Origin of the sequence: Rhodoferax sp., assembly GCF_034519335.1 — a bacterium.
Classification (GTDB): Bacteria; Pseudomonadota; Gammaproteobacteria; order Burkholderiales; family Burkholderiaceae_C; genus Allorhodoferax.
The window spans coordinates 1-20,414 of the sequence record NZ_JAXHOL010000012.1 but is presented as its reverse complement, the minus strand read 5'-3'; the positions used below and the strand labels follow the sequence as shown (position 1 = coordinate 20,414).

The following is a 20,414-nucleotide window of genomic DNA, read 5'->3' as shown; positions in this document are numbered from 1 at the left end:
CTCTGAAGGCACTTTTGAATGCTATTTCCGTTGAAACACCTGGCGCGCACGCTGCACACCTGTCACGCCGGCCAGCACCAAGCCACCAGCCACCACACCCACCAAACCATCCCACACAAAGCCCACCGGCAGGCCCTCGAGCAGGTGGTGCAGAAATGGCAGGCCGTGCACCAAAATGCCGCCGCCCACCAGGAACATGGCCGCAGTACCTGCCACCGACAGCACCTTCATGAGAATGGGCGCCGCCCGCAACAGGCCACGGCCCAAAGCCTGCGTGCCGCTGCCAGATTGTCGGCTCAGGTACAGGCCTGCGTCGTCGATTTTCACGATGCCAGCCACCAGGCCATACACGCCCACCGTCATGATCAAGGCCACCCCGGCCAAGACCGTGAACTGGGTGGCAAACGGGCTGGCTTGCACCGTACCCAGCGTGATGGCAATAATCTCCGCCGACAAAATGAAGTCGGTGCGGATGGCGCCCTTGACCTTGTCTTTCTCCAGGGCCAGCAAGTCCACGTCCGGGTTGGCAAGGGCCTGCATCAGCGCGGCCTCATGGGCCTGCTCGTCCTCGGCGCGGTGCAAAAACTTGTGCGCCAGTTTCTCAAACCCCTCAAAACACAAAAAGGCACCGCCCACCATCAAGAGCGGCGTCACCAGCCAGGGCGCCACCGCGCTGATGGCCAGCGCCGCGGGCACCAAGATCAGCTTGTTGACCAAGGAGCCTTTGCACACCGCCCACACCACGGGCAGCTCGCGGTCGGCGCGCACACCGGCCACCTGCTGGGCGTTCAGGGCCAGGTCGTCGCCTAACACGCCGGCCGTCTTTTTGGCCGCTACTTTGGTCAATACCGCCACGTCATCCAGGATGGTGGCAATGTCGTCGAGAAGGGCTAGAAGGCTGCTGGCCATAGGTGTCGGTGCAAAAGTGAAAGAGGCGCCCATTGTCACCCGTTTGGCGTATGCGCCTTGGTGCTTACCCGTACTGATTAGGCGCAAAGCTTGCTGGAGAATGGCAAACAGCAGGCATCGCTCCCCCATGCACCCAACTCCTTTGGCCCCCTCCAAACCCACCCCTCCCCTCGCAGCACCGACCGTGCTGGACATCGAAGCTTCCGGCCTGGGCCGCAGCAGCTACCCGATCGAGGTGGGCTATGTGCTGCCCGACGGCCACGCCTACTGCACGCTGGTGCAACCCGAAATTGAGTGGACCCACTGGGACGAAAGTGCCGCCGCCCTGCACCGCATCACCCGCGACCTGTTGCATGAGCGCGGCCTGCCCGCCAAGGACGTGGCGCGGCGCCTGAACGAACAACTGGCAGGCCAAACTGTGTATTCGGATGGCTGGGCCAATGACTACACCTGGCTCTCGGCCCTGTTCGAGGCGGCCGAGATGACCCCCCGCTTCAAGTTGGAGAACCTGCGCAGCCTGCTGAGCGATGCAGAGGCAGAGCAATGGCACCTGGTGAAAGCCCAGATCGCCAGCGAACGCGGCACCCAGCGCCACCGCGCCAGCTCGGACGCGCGCCTGCTGCAACTCACCCTGCAGCGTCTGCGCGGCCCGCACTGAGTCCGCGTGTTCTAGGCAGCCAGCTCCAGCCCGGCCGCTGCCATGCGCAGTAACATGCGCCCAGACCATTCACAACAAGGAGACAGACACCATGGCCGTTACCGTAGAGATCAACCTGGGTTACGAATTTGAAGTGAAGGCCAAGGCGGCCGAAGTGTTTGAGGTCTTGTCCGACGTGCCCACATCGGCCAGCCACTTCCCCAAGGTCGACCAACTGGTGGACCTGGGCGGCGGCGCCTACCGCTGGGAGATGGAAAAAATCGGCATCGCCTCCATCAGCCTGCAGACGGTGTACGCCTCCAAGTACGTGTCCAACAAGGCCAAGGGTACTATCGTGTGGACGCCGGTGAAGGGCGAAGGCAACGCGCTGGTGTCGGGCAGCTGGAAGATCACGGACAACAAAAAATCCACCAAGCTGGAGTTGGAGATTCAGGGCGAACTCACCCTGCCCCTGCCAGGTCTCATGAAGATGGTGGCCGGCCCCGTGGCCGAGGCCGAGTTTGAGAAGATGGTGGAGCAGTACATCGACAACCTGACCACACGGTTTGGCGGAGAGGCCTGAAGCCTTCATAGATTTTCTGCGCTGCAACGCAAGCGTCGCGAGGGCTCAGACGTTTGCGCTTGGCTTGGCGCAGAAGGCATGGAGGCTGACAGCGGCGCAGATTAGAGCAAGGTCAAACGGGTGTGTGGACTTGCCCGCCCCCCCTTGCTCCCACCGGGGCTGCGCAGAATTCATTCGCCGTACTTTTTCTGTATGGCCGCAAATACGCCAGAGGCTTTTAGTTCGTCCAGTGTTCTTTGCCACAACGCAATCTCACGGTCGGGTATGTCCAGGCTACACGCGATATACAAGGGCGCGCCCACCACTTGCACCCCGGTTTGCACCAAGGCATTGGCGGGTACCTCCATTTTTTTCAGTACATGCTTCACACCCAGATGCGTATCGCTGATCGCCAAATCACAGCGGTCGAGCAAGAGCTTTCTGTAGACCGACTCGCCGTCCGTGGAGGTGGGATCCAGGTTGGTAAAACCCGCTGACTTCAGGGTGTTGAAGACGAGCCCGGCGTGCCGGCAGCCAATCAACCTGACTTTTTTGGCATCATCCAAGTTGGCGATTTCCAGTGGGTTACCGTTTTTCTTGTAAAAGTAAATGGCACCATCCCCCAGCGGGCCGATCCATTTGTACCGCTGTTCACGCTCTGGCGTCCTCAGCATGGTGATCATCATGGTCCAAGGTACGCTGCCAAGCATCAAGGTCGTGCGCATGCTGGGAAGTATCTCGACGGAAACCGGCAGCTTCAGTCGTTCAGAGATGGCCTGAACAATTTCAACAGAGAAGCCTTTGAGCACACCGTCTTCAAGAAAGTTGTAGGGCGGCCATTCCTCTGTCACTACCCGCAACTTCCTGTTCTCAGCCCATATTGCAGAAGACGATGAGCCTCCCACCAGCGCAGCCAATCCCAGTATCGTGCTGCGTCTGTCGAGGCGGATCGGGTTGTAGGGCATTGGTAAGGTCTGCTTGAGTTCCGAAATCGACGGCCAATCTCAACCGGCCGCGGACAAACAAATTTGCAGCTTACTCTTCATTCGTCAAATGGGGCAGGCCAAAAGTGCACATACACAGTTGGCAAAGCAGTTGGGCTCGATTGCTCTCCAGCATCAGGCCTGCAAGATGCTATTCATTCGATAGCTTCTCACGCAATATTCATAAGTCCCCAAAGCCCATCTGGGGCTTTTCAGGCAAAGTCTGCATCCAGCACCACCCGGTACCGCGCCTTGCCGCTGCGCAAATGGTCCAAGGCCTCGTTCACGCGCGACATGGGAAAGTGCTCCACCTGCGGCGCAATACCGTGGCGGGCACAGAAGTCCATCATCTTCATCAGAGTGACCGGCGATGGCGTGGGCGATGCCGAGATGCTGCGCTGCCAGGACAGCAGGCCGCTGGTGCGCACCTTCATGGCTTCGGTGACCACGCCGACCATGTGCAGGCGGCCCTTGGGCGCCAGCGTACCGATGAGCGCGTCCCACTCCAGGCTGGCGCCCACGGTCACCAGCAGAAAGTCCAGCTGGCCGGCACAGGCCTTGAGCTCTTTCACGTCCACGCTGGACACAGTGCGGTGCGCACCCAGCGCCAGTGCCTCTTCGCGCTTGGAGGGGCTGGAGGTGAAGGCCGTCACATCACAACCCCAGGCCTTGGCAAACTTGACGGCCAGATGGCCTAGCCCGCCAATACCGACCACGCCGACCTTGTCGGTGGGCTTGATGTCATGGATGACAAAGGGCAAGAACGCCGTGCCACCGCCGCACATCAGCGGGCCGGCTGCTGCCGGGTCGAGCCCCGTGGGGATGGGCAGGGCCCAGCTCCAGTGCGCGCGCACCTTGTCGGCAAAGCCACCGTGGCGGCCGATGATGGTGGGCTGCCGGGTGTTGCACAGGTTTTGTTCGCCGCCCACGCAAAAGTTGCAGTGCTGGCAGCTCTTGCTGTGCCAGCCCAGCCCCACGCGCTGGCCCACGCTGCGGCCCTTGGCGTTGGGGCCCACGGCGGTGATGGTGCCCACCACCTCGTGGCCGGGCACGATGGGGTAGTTGGCAGGAAACCATTCGCTGTCCACCATGGCCAGGTCGGAATGGCAGACGCCGCAGAACTCGACAGCGATTTCCACGTCTTCCGCATCCAGCGGGCCGGGGTCAAAGTCCAGACGCTCCAGTGGGGCAGACTTGCTGGGGGCGGCCCAGCCGCGGAAGTGGGTCATGGAGATCTCCTGCTGTTGGGGGAAGGCGCTTGCAGGCGGCAGGGTACAACGAAGCAGCCGCGCTGCACAGGCCCGCTGTAACGCCCGAGACTGCCCTGCAGGGCAGCGATAATCCGCCCGTCGCCGGGCAGCCGCCCGCCCCTACCCAGCCCAAGAAGACCACCATGCACCGTGTCGCCATCAGCAGTACAGGCCTGTTCACACCGCCCGACGTCATCACCAACGCCGAGCTGGTGGCCTCATACAACCAGTATGCCGCCCTGCAAAACGCCCAGCACGCGGATGCGATTGCGGCTGGCACACGTGCCGCCCTGGTGGATTCCAGTGTGGAGTTCATCGAAAAGGCCTCCGGCATCCAGCGCCGCTACGTTATGGAAAAAACCGGTGTGCTGGACCCCACGCGCATGCGCCCGCACTTCACGCCACGCCCCGACACCGAGATTTCGCTCATGGCCGAAATTGCCGTCAAGGCCTGCCAGGACGCGCTAACGGCTGCGGGCAAAACCGCGGCCGATGTGGATGGTGTGATCTGTGCCGCCGCCAACATGCAACGCCCCTACCCCGCCATGGCAGTGGAAGTCCAGACCGCGCTGGGCGTGCGAGGTTATGGCTTCGACATGAATGTGGCGTGCTCCTCGGCCACCTTTGCGCTGGAGCAAGCCGTGAACGCGGTGCGCTGCGGCAGCGCCCGCGCCGTGCTGGTGGTCAACCCCGAAATCACCTCGGCCCACCAGGCCTGGATCGACCGTGACTGCCACTTCATCTTTGGCGACGTGTGCACCGCCATCTTGGTGGAGCGGCTGGACCTGGCCCCCGCTGGCGCCTTTGAGGTGCTGGGCACCAAGCTCTTGAGCAGCTTCAGCAACAACATCCGCAACAACCACGGCTTCATGTGGCGCGCCGAAGACCGCAACCCCGAAGACCGCGACCAACTCTTCCGCCAGGAAGGCCGCAAGGTCTTCAAGGAAGTCTGCCCCATGGCCGCGGAGCACATGGAAAAGCACCTGGAGAGTTTGGGAATGACGCCACAGAACGTGCGCCGTTTCTGGCTGCACCAGGCCAACCTGGGCATGAACCAACTGATTGCCAAGAAACTGCTGGGCCGGGAGGCCACGCTGGACGATGCGCCAGTGATCCTGGACGAGTTTGCCAACACCGCCTCGGCCGGCTCCATCATCGCCTTCCACCGCCACCACGCCGACATTGCGGCGGGTGAGGTAGGCGTGATCTGTTCGTTTGGCGCCGGCTACTCGATCGGCAGCGTGGTGGTGAAACGCCTCAGTTCAGCGGACGCTTGAGGCGGATTTCCTCGATTTTGACGGTGCCAATGGGCACCGTCTTGGCGCTGGACATTTCGCGCTTGAAGCCCGCCAGCTCGTGGAAACGCATGGCGCGCTCGTTGGCGATTGGCAGCCACACGCTCACATGGGTGCAGCCTTCGTCTTGCAGGCCTTCACGGGCCGCATCCCACAGGGCCAGGCCCACGCCCTTGTCCCAATGGCTGGGGGTCACATAAATGGCCCAGATTTCGCCCATGGTGGGGGGGGTGCCCTTGTCACGCGAACGGTCAAAACCGACAAAGCCGACGATCTTGTCGTCGTCCATGGCCACTTGTACTTGCGGCTCAGCGTATTCGATGGCTTCGCGCCAATAGGCCTGGCGTTTGTCCAGGGGCATGGTCGGGATAGGGGTATCGGCCAACATGCTCTTGAACGCCTCACGCACGGTGGAGTTGTGGAGCTCAGCAATGGCTTTGGCATCGCGCAGGGTAGCGGGGCGAACCTTGTAGGTGGTCGTATCGGACATGTCTAAACGCAAACTCACGCAAAATTGAAAAAAAGAGCGTGATTGTCGCAGCATTCGTAGAAACCCTCCCCTGCCCCCCATTTGATGGCCAATTCCTGCATCCCCCCTGCACCGGCTTCAAGCTATCAGGTGCGCATAGAACCCGATGGCTGGGTGTTTGTGGCCGCACCCAACCAGAGCGTGCTGCAAGCGGCCTTGGCGGCCGGAGTGGAGCTGGACAGCTCGTGCCGCAACGGCACCTGCCGCGCCTGCCTGTGCCGGCTGTTGGAGGGCACAGTGAGCTACCCCATCGATTGGCCGGGTGTGAGCGCCGAGGAAAGAGCCGATGGGTGGTTCCTGCCATGTGTAGCACAGGCCCGCAGTGATCTGGTGGTGGATCAGCCCATGGCCTGGCAGGCCAAACCCTGACGCCACCACCGTAAAAACACCGAGCTCGCAAGACCACGTCACCTAGGGTCAACACCATTGCCCCTGCCCCTGCGAGCCCCAAGAATGGCCGCTCCAACCACAGGGAAGCGCCCATGAACACCATCACCGTCTCGCCCAGCGATTTGCCCCTGCAATGCCTGTACCGGTGGGAGAAGGAGCGCGGCCCGCAGATTTACCTGTCCCAACCCACTGGCGGTGGAGTGGTGCTGGATATCACCTGGGCCCAGGCCGCGCAGCAGGTGCGCAGCATGGCGGGCTGGTTGCAGGCCCAGGGCTGGCCAGCGGGCAGCCGCGTCGCCATCATCGGAAAAAACAGCGCGCACTGGATCCTCGCAGACTTGGCCATCGTGATGGCAGGCTACGTCTCGGTACCCATCTACCCCACCTTCAACGCCGAAGCGCTGGGCTATATCTTGGAACACAGCGACGCCAAAGCCCTGTTTGTGGGCAAGATGGACGACATCAGCAACATCAAAAACGGTGTGCCTGCCGGGCTGCCTTTGATCGCACTCCCCCTGGCGCCGGCGCTGGCCGCACAGCTGTGGGCAGATCTGGTGAAGAGCAATGCGCCACTGGGTGGCGAACCGGTGGCCGATGGCGACCGCGTCAGCACCATCATCTACACCTCAGGCACCACGGGCAAACCCAAAGGCGTCGTCCACACCTTCAACACCATGGCCTGGGGCGTCTCCAGCGCCACCCAGCGCGTGCGCATGGATATCAATGACCGCTACATCTCTTACCTGCCGCTAGCCCATGTGGCTGAACGCATGCTGGTGGAGCAAGCCTCGTTGCGGTATGGCGGGCGCATTTTCTTTGCCGAGTCTTTGGACACTTTTTTGCAAGATTTGCAGCGGGCGCGTCCCACCATCTTTTTCTCGGTGCCGCGCCTGTGGGTCAAGTTCCAACAGGGCATCCACAGCAAAGTCCCTGCGCCCAAACTCAAACGCCTGCTGGGTTTGCCACTAGTTGGCAACCTGGTGCGCAAAAAGATCCTCAAGGGCTTGGGTCTGGACCAATGCCGCATAGCAGCAGGTGGCGCAGCGCCCATGCCGGCCGACGTGTTGCAGTGGTACCGCAACCTCGGACTGGACTTGATCGAGGTCTATGGCATGACGGAAAACAGCGGTGTGTCCCACTCCACACTGCCGGGGTCGCGCCAGACGGGGTCGGTAGGTCTGCCCTACGCGGGCGTGGAAAGCCGTGTGGACGCGGAGACGGGCGAAATCCAGATGCACTGCCCGGCGCTCATGAAGGGTTATTACCGCGAAGAAGCGCAGACTGCGGATGCTTTCACCCACGATGGCTGGCTGAGGACCGGAGACAAGGGCCACATTGATACGCAGGGCTTTTTGAGCATCACCGGTCGTGTCAAAGACATATTCAAAACCAGCAAGGGCAAGTATGTCGCGCCCGCCCCCATCGAAGACCGGCTGGTGTTGCACCCCGACATTGAAGCATGCGCGGTCACTGGCGCCAATTTGGCACAACCGCTGGCACTGGTGATGCTGTCGCCCGACGCCGTAGCCCGCAGCCAAAGCAGTGAAGGCCGCCAAGCCCTGAGCACGTCGCTACAACTGCACCTGCAAACCGTAAATTCCAAACTGGAACCGCACGAGAGGCTGGACTGCCTGGCTGCCGTGACGACCGCCTGGACCCCGGAGAACGGTTTTGTGACGCCCACACTCAAGGTCAAACGCAACAAGGTAGAAGAGGTCTACGCCCCCAGCTTTGGCAGCTGGCTGGCACAGGGCCAGCCCATCGTCTGGGCCGACGCCGACTGAACTGCCACAGTGGCACGCTGCGGTAAGCTCGCAGCATGTTTGTTTGGAGTTTTATTTTTGCCCGGCTCCGCCGCGGGGCTCTCTGCTTGACCCTGTGTGCGCCTTTGGGAGCCGTATTGGCACAGGCCCCGGATGTTGCCCACCCCATGGCAGAGCGCACTATGGCGTGCACTGCATGCCATGGCACCCAGGGCAAGGCCGGGCCGGACGGTTACTACCCCCGCTTGGCTGGCAAGCCGGCAGGTTATTTGTACAACCAGCTGCGCAATTTTCAGGAAGGCCGCCGCCACTACACACTGATGGCGGGCTTGCTGGCGCCGTTGGGCCCCGACTATTTGCGGGATATGGCCACTTACTTTTCGGAGCTGGATATCCCTTACCCGCCGCCTGCACGTTCCAGCGCCCCCGCCGCGGTGCTGGAACGTGGCAAAACCCTGGCGCTGCGAGGTGATAGGACTTTGGGTGTCCCTGCCTGCGTCGCATGCCACGGCAACGCCTTGACGGGTGTGGCCCCTGGCGCCCCAGGCCTGTTGGGCCTGCCCCGCGACTACCTCAATGCGCAGCTGGGCGGTTGGCAAACCGGGCAACGCAAGGCCCATGCCCCTGACTGCATGGCTGACATTGCCCGCAGGCTCAGTGCGGACGATGTGAATGCAGCAACCCAGTGGTTATCGTCTCAAACACTGCCCGCCAGCACCAAGCCGGCCATACAACGCCCTGCGGCCCTGCCCGGTGCGCTGACTTTGCCGCCGTGTGGAAGCGCATCCTGATATGCGGCCACTGACCCCGCTTTTGCGCCGGCTGTTGTGGCTGTTTCTGGGCACACTGCTGGCTGTGGCGTTGCTGTTCGCCGCCATGGTTCTGCGTGAACTGCATGCACCTGCAGCCTCCACACATGCCACCGCGACACCAGCCATGGAGCTGGTGCAACGCGGCGCCTACCTTGCACGCATCGGCAATTGCGCCTTGTGCCACACTGCGCCAGGTGGTGCCAGTTATGCCGGCGGCAAGGGCGTTGCCACGCCATTTGGCACGGTTTACACCAGCAACCTGACCCCGCACCCGGACACCGGATTGGGGCGATGGTCTGTGGAGGATTTTTGGCAAGCCATGCACCAAGGGCGATCGCGCAACGGGCATCTGCTCTATCCCGCCTTCCCCTACACCAGCTTCACGCATCTGGCGCGCGAAGACAGTGATGCTTTGCTGGCTTTTTTGCAAACCTTGCCAGCGGTAGACCAACCCAACCGGCCCCATGCCCTGCGCTGGCCCTACAGCAGCCAGTGGGCATTGGCGGTATGGAGGGTGATCAACTTCTCGCCTGCCGACCCTGTGGCACAAGCCCCCTCTCCCGGTGATCCCACGCTACGCGGTGCATATTTGGTCAATGGCTTGGGGCACTGCAACGAATGCCACGGCGCTCGCAATGTGTGGGGCGCCCCAGACCTAAGCAAGACCCTGTCAGGGGCAGCGCTACCCCAAAGCCTGTGGTACGCGCCCTCCCTGCGTAGTGCCGAGGAAGGCAGCGTGACGGCTTGGACGCTGGACGACACGGTAACGCTACTCACCACAGGAACCAATCGCCACGCCACGACCAGTGGCCCCATGGCAGAAGTGGTGCACCACAGCACACAGCACCTGCAAGCGGACGATGCATGGGCCATGGCCCGTTATTTGGGCCAACTACCTGTGGTGCCTGCCGTCAAACCTGTCGCGGGTAAAGAGATGCCGGCCAACCTGACACTGGGCGCGCGCCTGTACAAAACCCACTGCGCCCAATGTCACGGCAAACAAGGCGAAGGCAAAAAGGACGCATACCCCGCCTTGGCAGGCAACCGTGCGGTGCAAATGACACCCAGCAACAACGTGGTATTAACTGTTTTGCAAGGTGGCTACGGCCCGTCTACCCGGGGCCGCCCGCAGCCCCACGGCATGCCACCTTACGTGCTCACCCTGAACGATGCGGAGCTGGCCTCGGTGCTCAGCTACATCCGCAACGCATGGGGCAACCAAGCGCCAGCTTTGAGCGAGTTTGATATAAACAAGTTTCGCAATCTCCAAGCCCCTTAACGCCTTTTCGGGAACCGCCGCCATGCGCACCAATGCCCTTTTTCTCAGCGTTACCGTGCTGGCCCTTGCCGGCTGCGCCCAATGGGGCGGCTCGGGTCCGGACAAGGACAAGACCCACGCCATCACCATCTTGCACACCAACGACCACCATGGCCGCTTTTGGAAGAACCGCGACGGCGAATACGGCATGGCCGCGCGCAAGACGGTGGTCGACCAGATCCGCCAGGAAGTCAAAGCGGCCGGCGGCTACAGCCTGCTGCTGGACGGCGGCGATGTGAACACCGGGGTGCCCGAGTCCGACCTTCAAGACGCTGTGCCGGACTTCCGTGGCATGAACCTGCTGGGTTATGACGCCATGGCCGTGGGCAACCACGAGTTCGACAAGCCCCCGGTGGTGTTGCAGATGCAACGCGACTTGGCCACGTTCCCCATGTTGTCAGCCAACATCTACAAAGACGGCAGCCGCATGTTTGCGCCTTACAAGGTGTTCAACCTGGGTGGCGTGCGCGTGGGCGTGATGGGTTTGACCACCGAAGACACGCAGAAAATGGTGCACCCGGATAACGTGCGCGGCATCACCTTTGCCAATGTGCAAACGGAGACCGCCAAGGTACTGCCCGAGCTGCGCCAAAAAGCCGACGTGGTGATTGCCGCCACCCACATGGGCCACTACGAAGATGGCAAACATGGTGTGCAAGCCCCGGGCGATGTGGAGTTGGCGCGGGCTGTCAAAGGGCTGGACATGATTGTGGGGGGGCACTCGCAGAACCCGGCTTGCATGAAGGCCGAGAACGTGCTGGACCGCGCCTATGTGCCAGGTAACGAATGCAAGCCCGACCGCCAGAATGGCACCTGGATCGTGCAAGCCCACGAGTGGGGCAAGTACGTGGGCCGCGCCGACTTCACTTACCGCAACGGTGAATTCAAGTTGGTGAAATACGCGCTGATCCCCATCAACCTCAAGAAGGCTGTGAAAGCCGCTGACGGTAAGACAGTGATGCAAACCTACGCTGCCGAAATTGCAGAATCACCCGAGATGCTCCAGTTGCTCAAACCCTTCCAAGATTTCGGCCAGCAGAAGTTGCTGGTGGAGGTGGGTAGCAGCGACGGCAAACTCGAAGGCGACCGCAGCGTGGTGCGCAGCCAGCCCACCGCACTGGGGGTGATGATTGGCCAGTCCATGATGGACAAAACCAAGGCCGACTTGGCCATCGTCAACGCCGGGGGTGTGCGTGATTCGCTGCCCGCGGGCAAGATCACTTACAAAGATGTGCTGACCGTACACCCCTTTGGCAATACGGTGGTGGTGGTCACACTGACTGGCAAAGAAGTGCGTGACTACCTGGCTGCAGCTGCCAAGATGACAGCGGGCTCCGGCGCATTTGCACAGTTTGCGGGCGTGCAGCTGGTGGTGGAAGCCGGGCAAGTGGCGAGTGCCAAAATCGCCGGGCAAGATATCGACCCGAGCAAAAGTTACCGCATGGCGATCAACAATTTTGTGGCCGCCGGCGGCGACGGATACCCCAAGCTCAACAACCACCCCGGTTATGTGGACACCGGCTTTGTGGATGCTGACGTGCTACGTGCCTACATTGCGGCCAACAGCCCCTTGAAGTCCCAGGCCTATGCGCCCGGCAACAGCGTCGTGCGACGGTAAATGGCCCAACTCTCCCGCCGCAAAGCCAAACGACTCCCCCTGCGTCAAGCCTCCGTGCCCGCGCGCCAGGGGCGTGCCGGGCAGCACATGATCATCGACGGGTACGCCCCGTCGCAAATGATCGAAGACCTGCGCAAGTACCAGGTCGAACTGGAGATCCAGAACAAGGCCCTGCGGTATTCCCAGCAAGAAGCCGAGGGTGCTTCGGAGCGTTTTGCCACCCTGTTCTCCAATGTGCCGCTGGCACTGATGGTGGTGGACGAGGAAGGCTTGGTGCTGGCCAGCAACGCCATGGCACTGCGTCTTTTCCAACCCCTGGAAAGTGATGCGCCCCTGAATTTTCTGCTCCCCTTCGTCGGGCAGGACCACACCGATGAAGTGGCGGTAGCTTTCTCGAGTGCGCGCCAAGAAGGCACCAGCGAAGTCCATGAAGTGGAGTTTCTGGCTGGCTCCCGAGGCAAGTTCACTGGCGACCTGCACATCGCACGCATCGAAAACCCTCTCGATGAATTGGCGCACTTCATCTGCGCCATCATCGACCAGGGCCCGTTGCTGGCAGAGCGCCAGGCCCTGCAAGAAAGTGCAGCGGTACTGCGCCAGCGCAACGAGGATCTGCTGCTCAGTGAAAACCGCATGGCAGCCATCATCAACTCCTCGCTCGATGCGATTTTGTGCATCGACGAGAAGCAGTGCATCACGGTGTTCAATCCCGCCGCAACCGCGCTGTTTGAGTGCCCGGCAGACCAGGCCTTTGGCTCGCGCCTGGGCCGTTTTTTGCCGGATGTGGAGCGCGCACTGGAGAGTGGCACCGTGCCGGCCCAAGCCATGCTTGGCGAATTTGCCGCCACCACCCTGCAGGGTCAACAAATTTACGTGGAAATCAGTGTGTCACTGGAGCGGCGTCTGCGCTCACGTGCCCCCCTGCGTCCGGTGGACACCGATCCCGCAACCCGGCGCGGCCAGCACAGCGCCCATGGCGCTGTCACCACCATTTTTGCCCGCGACCTGACCGCCAAAAAGCTGGCCGAAGCCCAGCGAACCGCGCTGGAAACACAGCTGCGCGAATCGCAAAAAATGCAGGCTATGGGCACCATGGCAGGCGGCATTGCGCACGACTTCAACAACATCCTGAGCGCCATTCTTGGCAACGTGGAGTTGGCCAAACAGGACACGGCGCCGGACGCTGCGTCGCTGGTCAGCCTGCAGGAAATTGACAAGGCAGGACGCCGGGCACGCGACCTGGTGCGCCAGATTCTCACGTTCAGCCGCAACGAACCCCCCAAACGCACCCCGATCCAACTGGCTGAGGTGGTGCAGGAAACAGCGCGCCTGGTGAAAGTGGCTCTGCCCCCGGCGGTGGAACTACAGCTACAGTTGCCGGAGGGATTGCCCTCCGTGCTGGCCGACGCCACCCAAGTGGAGCAAGCCCTGCTGAACCTGTGCACCAATGGCATTCTGGCCATCGGCAACACCAAGGGTGCGGTCACCATCGAACTCGGGCAGGCCGAAGTGGAATGGCCTTTCAGCGACCGCCTCGGTGTGCCACCCGGCCACTATGTGACCGTGCGCGTGCGCGACTCGGGCGGCGGTATGAGCGAAGCCACGTTGCAACGCATTTTTGAGCCGTTCTTCACCACACGCCAGGTTGGTCAGGGCACAGGCCTGGGATTGTCCGTGGTGCATGGCATCATGCAGACCCACTTGGGCGCCATCGATGTGCACAGCGAACTGGGGCACGGCAGTGTCTTCACCCTCTACTTTCCGGCCACCGAACAAATGCCACTGGGTGTGGCAGAGCCGGAGCCGGTGCTGGAGGTTAAAGGCCGTGGCCTGCATGTGATGTACGTGGATGACGATCCGGCACTGGTGTTTCTGGTGTCACGCGTGCTCACGCGCAAAGGCTTTGCGGTCACCACGTTTACCGACCCCCATGAGGCCGAGGCAGCCCTGCAAGCCAACCCCATGGCCTGCGATCTGCTGGTGACAGACTACAACATGCCCGGCTTCAGTGGTGTAGACCTGCTGCGCCAGGCCAAGCGCTTTCGGCCCGACCTGCCGGTAGCGCTGGCCTCGGGGTATGTGACCCCTGAAATCGAACAGCGCGCCCTGGAGGAAGGTGCCAGCGCCCTGATCTACAAACCCAACGATGTGAACGAGCTGTGTGAAACCGTGCAGCGACTGCTCTCCCACCATGATCCTGTCCACTGAAGACTTTTCCGCGTTGCCGCTGGAGGTGGTCTTCACAGACGATGCCATCGTGGTGCTCAACAAACCCTCGGGCCTGCTGACCGTACCGGGCCGTGGCCCGGAAAAGGCCGACTGCCTGAGCAAGCGCGTGCAGGCGCGTTACCCTGATGCCCTGATCGTGCACCGACTGGACCGGGACACCTCAGGTCTGGTGGTGATGGCGCGCGGCCTGCCAGCGCAGCGCGTGCTGAACCTGGCGTTTGAGCAGCGCCGCGTGGACAAGCGTTACACGGCGGTAGTCACCGGCCTGCTGGCGATGGACGACCAGTGGCACGAGATCGACCTGCCCATGCTGGTGGACTGGCCCAACCGGCCCAAGCGCACCATCAACTTTGAAGAAGGCCAGAGTGCACTCACCCGCTGGCGCTGCATGGCGGTGGATAGAGCCACCAACACCTCGCGCGTGGAGCTGGAGCCGGTGACCGGCCGCACCCACCAGCTGCGCGTGCACATGCAGGCCATTGGCCACCCCATGGTGGGCGACACGCTGTATGCGCCACCCGAGGTGCAAGCGCAGGCGGATCGGCTGCTGCTGCACTCGGGCCTGCTGAGTTTTCCACACCCGGTGACGGGCGTGGTGCACGAATACACCGTGGCGCCAGCCTTTTAGTGCCTGGGCCTAAAATGGTTCGGTGACTACTCCACTCAACGCCGACCTCCATTGCCATTCCGTCGTATCCGACGGCACGCTGACGCCCGAAGCCCTGGCCGAACGCGCGCGCGGCAACGGTGTGGAACTGTGGGCGCTGACCGACCATGACGAAGTCGGCGGCCTGCAGCGCGCACGCGATGCGGCCCATGCACAGGGCATGCGCTACCTCACCGGGGTGGAAATCTCCATCACCTTTCTCAACCAGACCGTGCACATCGTCGGCCTGGGCTTTGATGCCGACAACAGCGCGCTGCGTGAAGGCCTGCGCCAGACGCGCGGCGGCCGTGGTGCCCGCGCCATGGAGATGTCGGATGGACTGGCCAAGGTCGGCATCCACGGTGCCTATGAAGGCGCGCTGAAGTTTGTCGGCAACCCCGAACTCATTTCGCGCACCCACTTCGCGCGCTTTCTGGTGGAGAGCGGCGTGTGCCGAGAGACCAGTGAGGTGTTCCGCAAATACCTGACCGAAGGCAAGCCCGGCTTTGTGCCGCACCGCTGGGCCACGCTGAAAGACGCCGTCACCTGGATCACCGGGGCTGGCGGCATGGCCATCATTGCCCACCCCGCGCGCTACAAGTTCACGCCGAACGAAGAGTACGCACTGTTCACCGAGTTCAAGGGCTACGGCGGCCAGGGCGTGGAAGTGGTGACCGGCAGCCATTCGGTGCCCGAGTACCAGATCTACGCCGAGACGGCCAAGGAATTTGGCCTGGCCGCCTCACGCGGCAGCGACTTCCACAGCCCCGACGAGAGCCACACCGAGCTGGGCACCCTGCCCGCTTTGCCCAGTGGACTCACCCCCGTGTGGGAACTGCTGAGCTCCCGTATCCAATAACCCAGAGAGCGAGCGCGCAGGCGTTTGCCAAGCCATGGCCCAGTATTTCGAAGTTCACCCCGACAACCCCCAACCCCGCCTGCTCAAACAGGCCGTGGGCCTGCTCGAAAAAGGCGGCATCCTGGCGGTGCCCACCGACTCCAGCTACGCCCTGGTCTGCCACCTGGATGACAAGGCCGCTGCCGACAAGCTGCGCAGCATCCGCGGCGTGGACGACAAGCACCACCTGACCCTGTTGTGCCGCGACCTGAGTGAGCTGGCCAGCTACGCCCGCGTGGACAACGCCCAGTACCGCCTGCTCAAGACGGCCACGCCAGGTGCCTACACCTTCATCCTGGAAGCCAGCAAGGAAGTGCCGCGCCGCGTGAGCCACCCCTCGCGCAAGACGATTGGCCTGCGCGTACCGGAACACAAGGCACTGCAGGAGCTGCTGGCCCTCCACGGTTCTGCGCTTCTAGCGACTACTTTGATAGCAAAAGACGAGACGGAGCCCATGAACGACGCACAGGAAATTCGCGAGCGCTACGAGCACCAGATCGCCGCCGTCATTGACGCCGGCGCCTGCGCGCTGGAGCCGACCACCGTGATCGACCTGACCGGCGACGCGCCCGAGGTGATCCGCCAAGGTGGCGGTGACCTGGCCACCATCGGTTTGTAAGCCGTCCCTTCGCCCCGCGCTTTCCCCCTCATTTCACTCTGAGACAATTCCCCTGTGGACTTCGCACACCTGATCCAAACCGTTGCCATCTATGCCCTGCCCGTGCTGTTTGCCATCACGGTGCACGAAGCCGCCCACGGCTACGCAGCCCTGCATTTCGGCGACAAGACCGCCTGGTCCCTGGGCCGCATCACGCTGAACCCGGCCAAACACATCGACCCGGTCGGCACCATCCTGATGCCGTTGCTGCTGTACTTCGCCACCTCCGGCGCGTTCCTGTTTGGCTATGCCAAGCCGGTGCCCGTGCGTTTTGGCAACCTCAAGAACCCCAAGCGCGACATGATTTGGGTCGCGTTGGCTGGCCCCGGTGCCAACCTGGCCATGGCCTTGGCCTGGGGCGTGGCTTTGTACCTGCTGCAAGGCGCGGGCGTGTCCGAACCCTTCTTCCTGAAAATGTGCCAGGGCGGCGTGCTGGTCAACGTGGTGATGTTCGCCTTCAACCTCTTCCCGCTGCCCCCGCTGGATGGCGGCCGCATTTTGGTGGGCCTGTTGCCTCTCAAGCAAGCCATGGCGGTGTCGCGCATTGAGCCTTGGGGCTTCTTCATTGTCATGGCGCTGGTAATTGCCGGGGTGCTGAGCACGGTGTGGATGCAACCTGTCATGTCCCTCACCTTTGGCTTTTTGGATCTGGTGCTCACCCCCCTGTCCATGCTGACCCGCTGACCCTTTACTGTTTCGCCTGACCGATTCTTTCCATGAGCACTGTTCGTTTCCTCACCGGCATCACCACCTCCGGCACGCCCCACTTGGGCAACTATGTGGGCTCCATCCGCCCCGCCGTGCGCGCCAGCAAAACCCCGGGCGTGGAAAGTTTTTACTTCCTGGCCAACTACCACGCACTCATCAAAACCGACGAGCCTGCGCGCATCCAGCGCAGCACGCTGGAGATTGCGGCCAGTTGGTTGGCTGCGGGCCTGGACCCGGCCCATGTCACCTTCTACCGCCAGAGCGATGTGCCCGAAATTCCCGAACTCTGCTGGTTCCTGACCTGCGTGACCGGCAAGGGCGTGCTCAACCGCGCCCACGCCTACAAGGCTGCCGTGGACAAGAACACCGCCGCCGACGTGGACCCTGATGCGGATGTGAGCGCCGGTCTGTTCATGTACCCCGTGCTGATGGGCGCGGACATTCTCATGTTCAACGCGCACAAAGTGCCCGTGGGGCGCGACCAGATCCAGCACATCGAGATGGCGCGCGACATGGCCGCCAGCTTCAACCACCGCTATGGCGAGCACTTTGTGCCCCCCCAGGCCGAGATTGAAGAGTCGGTTGCCACCCTGCCGGGCCTGGACGGCCGCAAGATGAGCAAGAGCTACGACAACACCATCCCGCTGTTCAGCAGCCGCGAGCAGTTGAAGAAGCTGATTGCCGGCATCAAGACCGATTCGCGCGCACCGGGCGAAGCCAAGGACACCGAGGGCTCGGCCCTGTTCCAGATCTACCAGGCCTTTGCCTCTGAAGAAGAAACTGCAGCACTGCGCAAGGCCTACGCCGAGGGCATTGCCTGGGGGGATGCCAAGACCTTGCTGTTTGAGCGCATCGACCAGGAGATCGCTCCCATGCGCGCCGCCTACGAGGACTACATGGCCCACCCAGAAAAGGTCGAGGCCCTGCTGCTGGCCGGTGCGGTGAAAGCACGCGCGATTGCCACACCCTTCATGGCCCAACTGCGCAGCGCTGTGGGCCTGCGCGGCCTGGCCAGTGCGGTGCAAGGCAAGGCCGAGAAAACCAGCAAGGCAGCACTTGCCTCCTTCAAGCAGTACCGCGAAAAAGACGGCCTGTTCTACTTCAAGCTGGTGGACCCGGCAGGCGCCGTGCTCATGCAAAGCAAGGGCTTTGAGTCTCCCAAGGTGGCGGGGCAAGCCATTGGCCAGTTGCAACGTGACGGCGCTGCCGGGGTGGCGGCGCTACAGGCGCAGCTGGAGGTGCTGGACGCCGAGGCCCTGGCCCGTGCCGTGCACGCCCTGGCTGCGCTGGCCGAGGCGGCAGACGTCAAATAACGCTATTGATTTGCTAGCTGCTCGCGCATATTCCACGGGGGCTAGAGGCCAAAAACACTTAAAAATGACAGGTGCAGCATGAGTGACTTTCCCAAAGACATTTACACCGAACCTCATCCCATGGATGTGGACACGCTGGCCAACCTGGGGCCGCTGCGCGCCATGGCCGGCATCTGGGAAGGCCAGCGCGGCCTGGACGTGAAGCCCAAGGCCGAAGGCCCCAAGAAGCAGGCCTTCCACGAACGCATCGAGCTGCAGCCCATCGACCCACAAACCAATGGCCCACAGCTGCTGTATGGCCTGCGCTACCACACGCATGTCACCAAGCCCGACCAGGTCAAGACCTACCATGACCAGGTCGGCTACTGGCTGTGGGAGCCCGCCACCGGCGCCATCATCCACACGCTGACCATTCCACGCGGCCAGGTGGCCATGGCGGGTGGCCAGGCCGCGGCGGACGCCACCGAGTTTGAACTGGTGGCCACGCATGGGCTGGACACTTACGGCATCTGCTCCGCACCTTTTCTGCAGCACGCCTTCAAGACCACGGAGTTCCGCATCAAGGTGACGATTAACCCGGACGGCACCTGGAGTTATGACGAGGACACGGTGCTGCAGATCCTGGGGCGCGATGAACCGTTCCACCACACCGACCGCAACACGCTGCACAAGATTGCGGAGCCTACGCCAAATCCGCTGGCGCGTGGTTGAGGTCTGACGGGGGGTTTGCCCCGTTGGGCTAGACCGCTTTTTTTGGACACCCACTCCCCCAGCCCCTCGCCCCGTCGGCGAGGGGAGCTTTTAACAGCCAATTTTGTGGCTTTGCTCCGGCTACGGAGCTACAGGGGTACCGCTGCCACGGGGTGGGTACGCCACGGCCAGTGCTAACGGTTGTGCTGAATGAAAACGTGCTGGCGCGGAGCTACTGGCGGGCGTTGCCGCCAGCGTTGGCATACCAACCTCTCCGAAGTACCCACAACCGCAGGCGCGGGCCGTGGTGTCCAGGCACGGTGGCAACCGCACCCCATTGGCCACGCAGTCGGCGCGAGACAACAAGATATAGCTGTTAAAAGCTCCCCTCGCCGACGGGGCGAGGGGCTGGGGGAGTGGGTGTTAAAAAAACGATGCGACGCCAAAAAAAGCAGCTAAGGCACCAACACCCGAATCTGCAACAAGCGCCGCACACCACCACCTTCACTGCTATAGCTGCCCTGCCGGCCCGGCGCAGGGCCACTGGCCGCAATCGTCACCCACTGTGCCAGCGGTGCGGTCACTGTGCTGCTGAACTGGCTGCGGCTTTGGCTGGGCATGTCGGCGTTGCTGCGGATGGCCATGTTGGCCTGCTGCACCTCCAGCTCCACCGTGGCAGCGCGGTTGCCACCGGGCCAACGCGGTGTCACGGTCACGCTCTGGCCCACGTCAAACCACTGCAGCGCTTGCTTGACGCCCGCGCCGCTGTTGGCCGAGGGGGCCTGCACCGCCTCCACCCACTGCATGGGGACGGACAGATTCATGCGCAACTGGGCTTTCTGCCCGTTGCGCACCTGGATTTTTTGGGGCACCAGGGCTTGCCCACCGTCTGCGGGGCCGGCGCGGTAGCTGCTGCCCTCCTCGGCCCGATCCTCGATCTGGCGCAGCTCCACGGTCAGGTCGCGCGCAGGCAGCTGGGCCTGGGCTCCAGATGCCCACAGGCTGCCAGCCAGCAACAGGAAAGCGATGAAAATACGCATGCGGCCATTGTTCCACGCGTGGCCAGGATCGGCCAGCGGGCAAAGGCGGCAACAGGGCCGCGAATGGCGGCTTATTCGATCTTGAGGTTTTGTGTCTGCACGACCTCGCGCCAGGCGCGGTAGTCGGCTTCGATGAACTTGGCCTGCGCCATGGGAGTGCCCGGTG

Annotated in this window: 20 protein-coding genes; 15 read left to right on the top strand and 5 right to left on the bottom strand. The window is 62.6% G+C overall.

What is annotated here, in order from left to right; genetic code table 11:
* Positions 1-21: 21 nt before the first annotated feature.
* A complete protein-coding gene (locus U5O12_RS05970) occupies positions 22-909 on the bottom strand; it encodes a DUF808 domain-containing protein (RefSeq protein WP_322577753.1) in 888 nt (295 codons plus the stop codon).
* Positions 910-1,036: 127 nt separating this feature from the next.
* On the opposite strand from U5O12_RS05970, the gene U5O12_RS05965 reads away from it, so the two are divergent.
* Positions 1,037-1,567, top strand: coding sequence for a hypothetical protein (locus U5O12_RS05965; protein WP_322577752.1), 531 nt, complete (start codon positions 1,037-1,039; stop codon positions 1,565-1,567).
* 91 nt (positions 1,568-1,658) lie between these two features.
* Entirely contained in the window at positions 1,659-2,129 is a 471-nt protein-coding gene (locus U5O12_RS05960; protein WP_322577751.1) for an SRPBCC family protein, read from the top strand.
* Positions 2,130-2,299: 170 nt separating this feature from the next.
* Here the strand turns inward: U5O12_RS05960 and U5O12_RS05955 are convergent, their stop codons facing one another.
* Both U5O12_RS05955 and ahr read right to left on the bottom strand, forming a co-directional pair.
* Positions 2,300-3,073: a substrate-binding periplasmic protein gene (locus U5O12_RS05955; RefSeq protein ID WP_322577750.1), complete on the bottom strand. Its 774-nt coding sequence runs from the start codon at positions 3,071-3,073 to the stop codon at positions 2,300-2,302.
* Positions 3,074-3,303: 230 nt separating this feature from the next.
* The gene (gene ahr, locus U5O12_RS05950) at positions 3,304-4,320 is read right to left on the bottom strand and encodes an NADPH-dependent aldehyde reductase Ahr (RefSeq protein WP_322577749.1); all 1,017 of its coding nucleotides are present in this window, start codon (positions 4,318-4,320) and stop codon (positions 3,304-3,306) included.
* Positions 4,321-4,484: 164 nt separating this feature from the next.
* Between ahr and U5O12_RS05945 the strand changes: the two genes are divergently transcribed.
* A complete protein-coding gene (locus tag U5O12_RS05945) occupies positions 4,485-5,618 on the top strand; it encodes a beta-ketoacyl-ACP synthase III (protein ID WP_322577748.1) in 1,134 nt (377 codons plus the stop codon).
* Here U5O12_RS05945 and U5O12_RS05940 read toward each other — a convergent pair.
* On the bottom strand, positions 5,599-6,126 hold the full coding sequence (locus tag U5O12_RS05940) for a GNAT family N-acetyltransferase (RefSeq protein ID WP_322577747.1): 528 nt from the start codon (positions 6,124-6,126) through the stop codon (positions 5,599-5,601). The genes U5O12_RS05945 and U5O12_RS05940 overlap by 20 nt on opposite strands.
* Positions 6,127-6,210: 84 nt before the next feature.
* Here U5O12_RS05940 and U5O12_RS05935 point away from each other — a divergent pair, with 84 nt between their 5' ends.
* From U5O12_RS05935 to U5O12_RS05880, 12 genes are all read left to right on the top strand, one after another.
* Positions 6,211-6,534, top strand: coding sequence for a 2Fe-2S iron-sulfur cluster-binding protein (locus U5O12_RS05935; protein ID WP_322577793.1), 324 nt, complete (start codon positions 6,211-6,213; stop codon positions 6,532-6,534).
* Between the two features lie 113 nt (positions 6,535-6,647).
* The gene (locus U5O12_RS05930; protein WP_322577746.1) at positions 6,648-8,339 is read left to right on the top strand and encodes an AMP-binding protein; all 1,692 of its coding nucleotides are present in this window, start codon (positions 6,648-6,650) and stop codon (positions 8,337-8,339) included.
* A gap of 161 nt (positions 8,340-8,500) precedes the next feature.
* Complete coding sequence (locus U5O12_RS05925; protein WP_322577745.1) at positions 8,501-9,109, top strand: c-type cytochrome; 609 nt, start codon at positions 8,501-8,503, stop codon at positions 9,107-9,109.
* 1 nt (position 9,110) lies between these two features.
* Positions 9,111-10,409, top strand: a complete 1,299-nt coding sequence (locus U5O12_RS05920; protein ID WP_322577744.1) for a cytochrome c — start codon at positions 9,111-9,113, stop codon at positions 10,407-10,409.
* A gap of 22 nt (positions 10,410-10,431) precedes the next feature.
* Complete coding sequence (gene ushA / locus U5O12_RS05915) at positions 10,432-12,066, top strand: bifunctional UDP-sugar hydrolase/5'-nucleotidase UshA (RefSeq protein ID WP_322577743.1); 1,635 nt, start codon at positions 10,432-10,434, stop codon at positions 12,064-12,066.
* Positions 12,067-12,153: 87 nt separating this feature from the next.
* Positions 12,154-14,274 carry an ATP-binding protein gene (locus U5O12_RS05910; protein WP_322577792.1) on the top strand — a complete coding sequence of 707 codons (2,121 nt, stop codon included), beginning with the start codon at positions 12,154-12,156 and terminating at the stop codon, positions 14,272-14,274.
* Positions 14,258-14,923, top strand: a complete 666-nt coding sequence (locus tag U5O12_RS05905; RefSeq protein WP_322577742.1) for an RluA family pseudouridine synthase — start codon at positions 14,258-14,260, stop codon at positions 14,921-14,923. Before U5O12_RS05910 ends, U5O12_RS05905 begins: the two co-directional genes overlap by 17 nt.
* A 22-nt stretch (positions 14,924-14,945) precedes the next feature.
* Positions 14,946-15,800, top strand: coding sequence for a 3',5'-nucleoside bisphosphate phosphatase (locus tag U5O12_RS05900; protein WP_322577741.1), 855 nt, complete (start codon positions 14,946-14,948; stop codon positions 15,798-15,800).
* Between the two features lie 34 nt (positions 15,801-15,834).
* A complete protein-coding gene (locus U5O12_RS05895; RefSeq protein WP_322577740.1) occupies positions 15,835-16,458 on the top strand; it encodes an L-threonylcarbamoyladenylate synthase in 624 nt (207 codons plus the stop codon).
* Positions 16,459-16,512: 54 nt separating this feature from the next.
* A complete protein-coding gene (locus U5O12_RS05890; RefSeq protein WP_322577739.1) occupies positions 16,513-17,181 on the top strand; it encodes a site-2 protease family protein in 669 nt (222 codons plus the stop codon).
* 32 nt (positions 17,182-17,213) lie between these two features.
* Positions 17,214-18,518, top strand: coding sequence for a tryptophan--tRNA ligase (locus U5O12_RS05885; RefSeq protein WP_322577738.1), 1,305 nt, complete (start codon positions 17,214-17,216; stop codon positions 18,516-18,518).
* A 78-nt stretch (positions 18,519-18,596) separates the two neighbouring features.
* A complete protein-coding gene (locus U5O12_RS05880) occupies positions 18,597-19,229 on the top strand; it encodes an FABP family protein (protein ID WP_322577737.1) in 633 nt (210 codons plus the stop codon).
* A 434-nt stretch (positions 19,230-19,663) separates the two neighbouring features.
* On the opposite strand, the gene U5O12_RS05875 is transcribed toward U5O12_RS05880, so the two are convergent.
* Positions 19,664-20,248: a hypothetical protein gene (locus U5O12_RS05875; RefSeq protein WP_322577736.1), complete on the bottom strand. Its 585-nt coding sequence runs from the start codon at positions 20,246-20,248 to the stop codon at positions 19,664-19,666.
* Positions 20,249-20,414 lie beyond the last annotated feature (166 nt).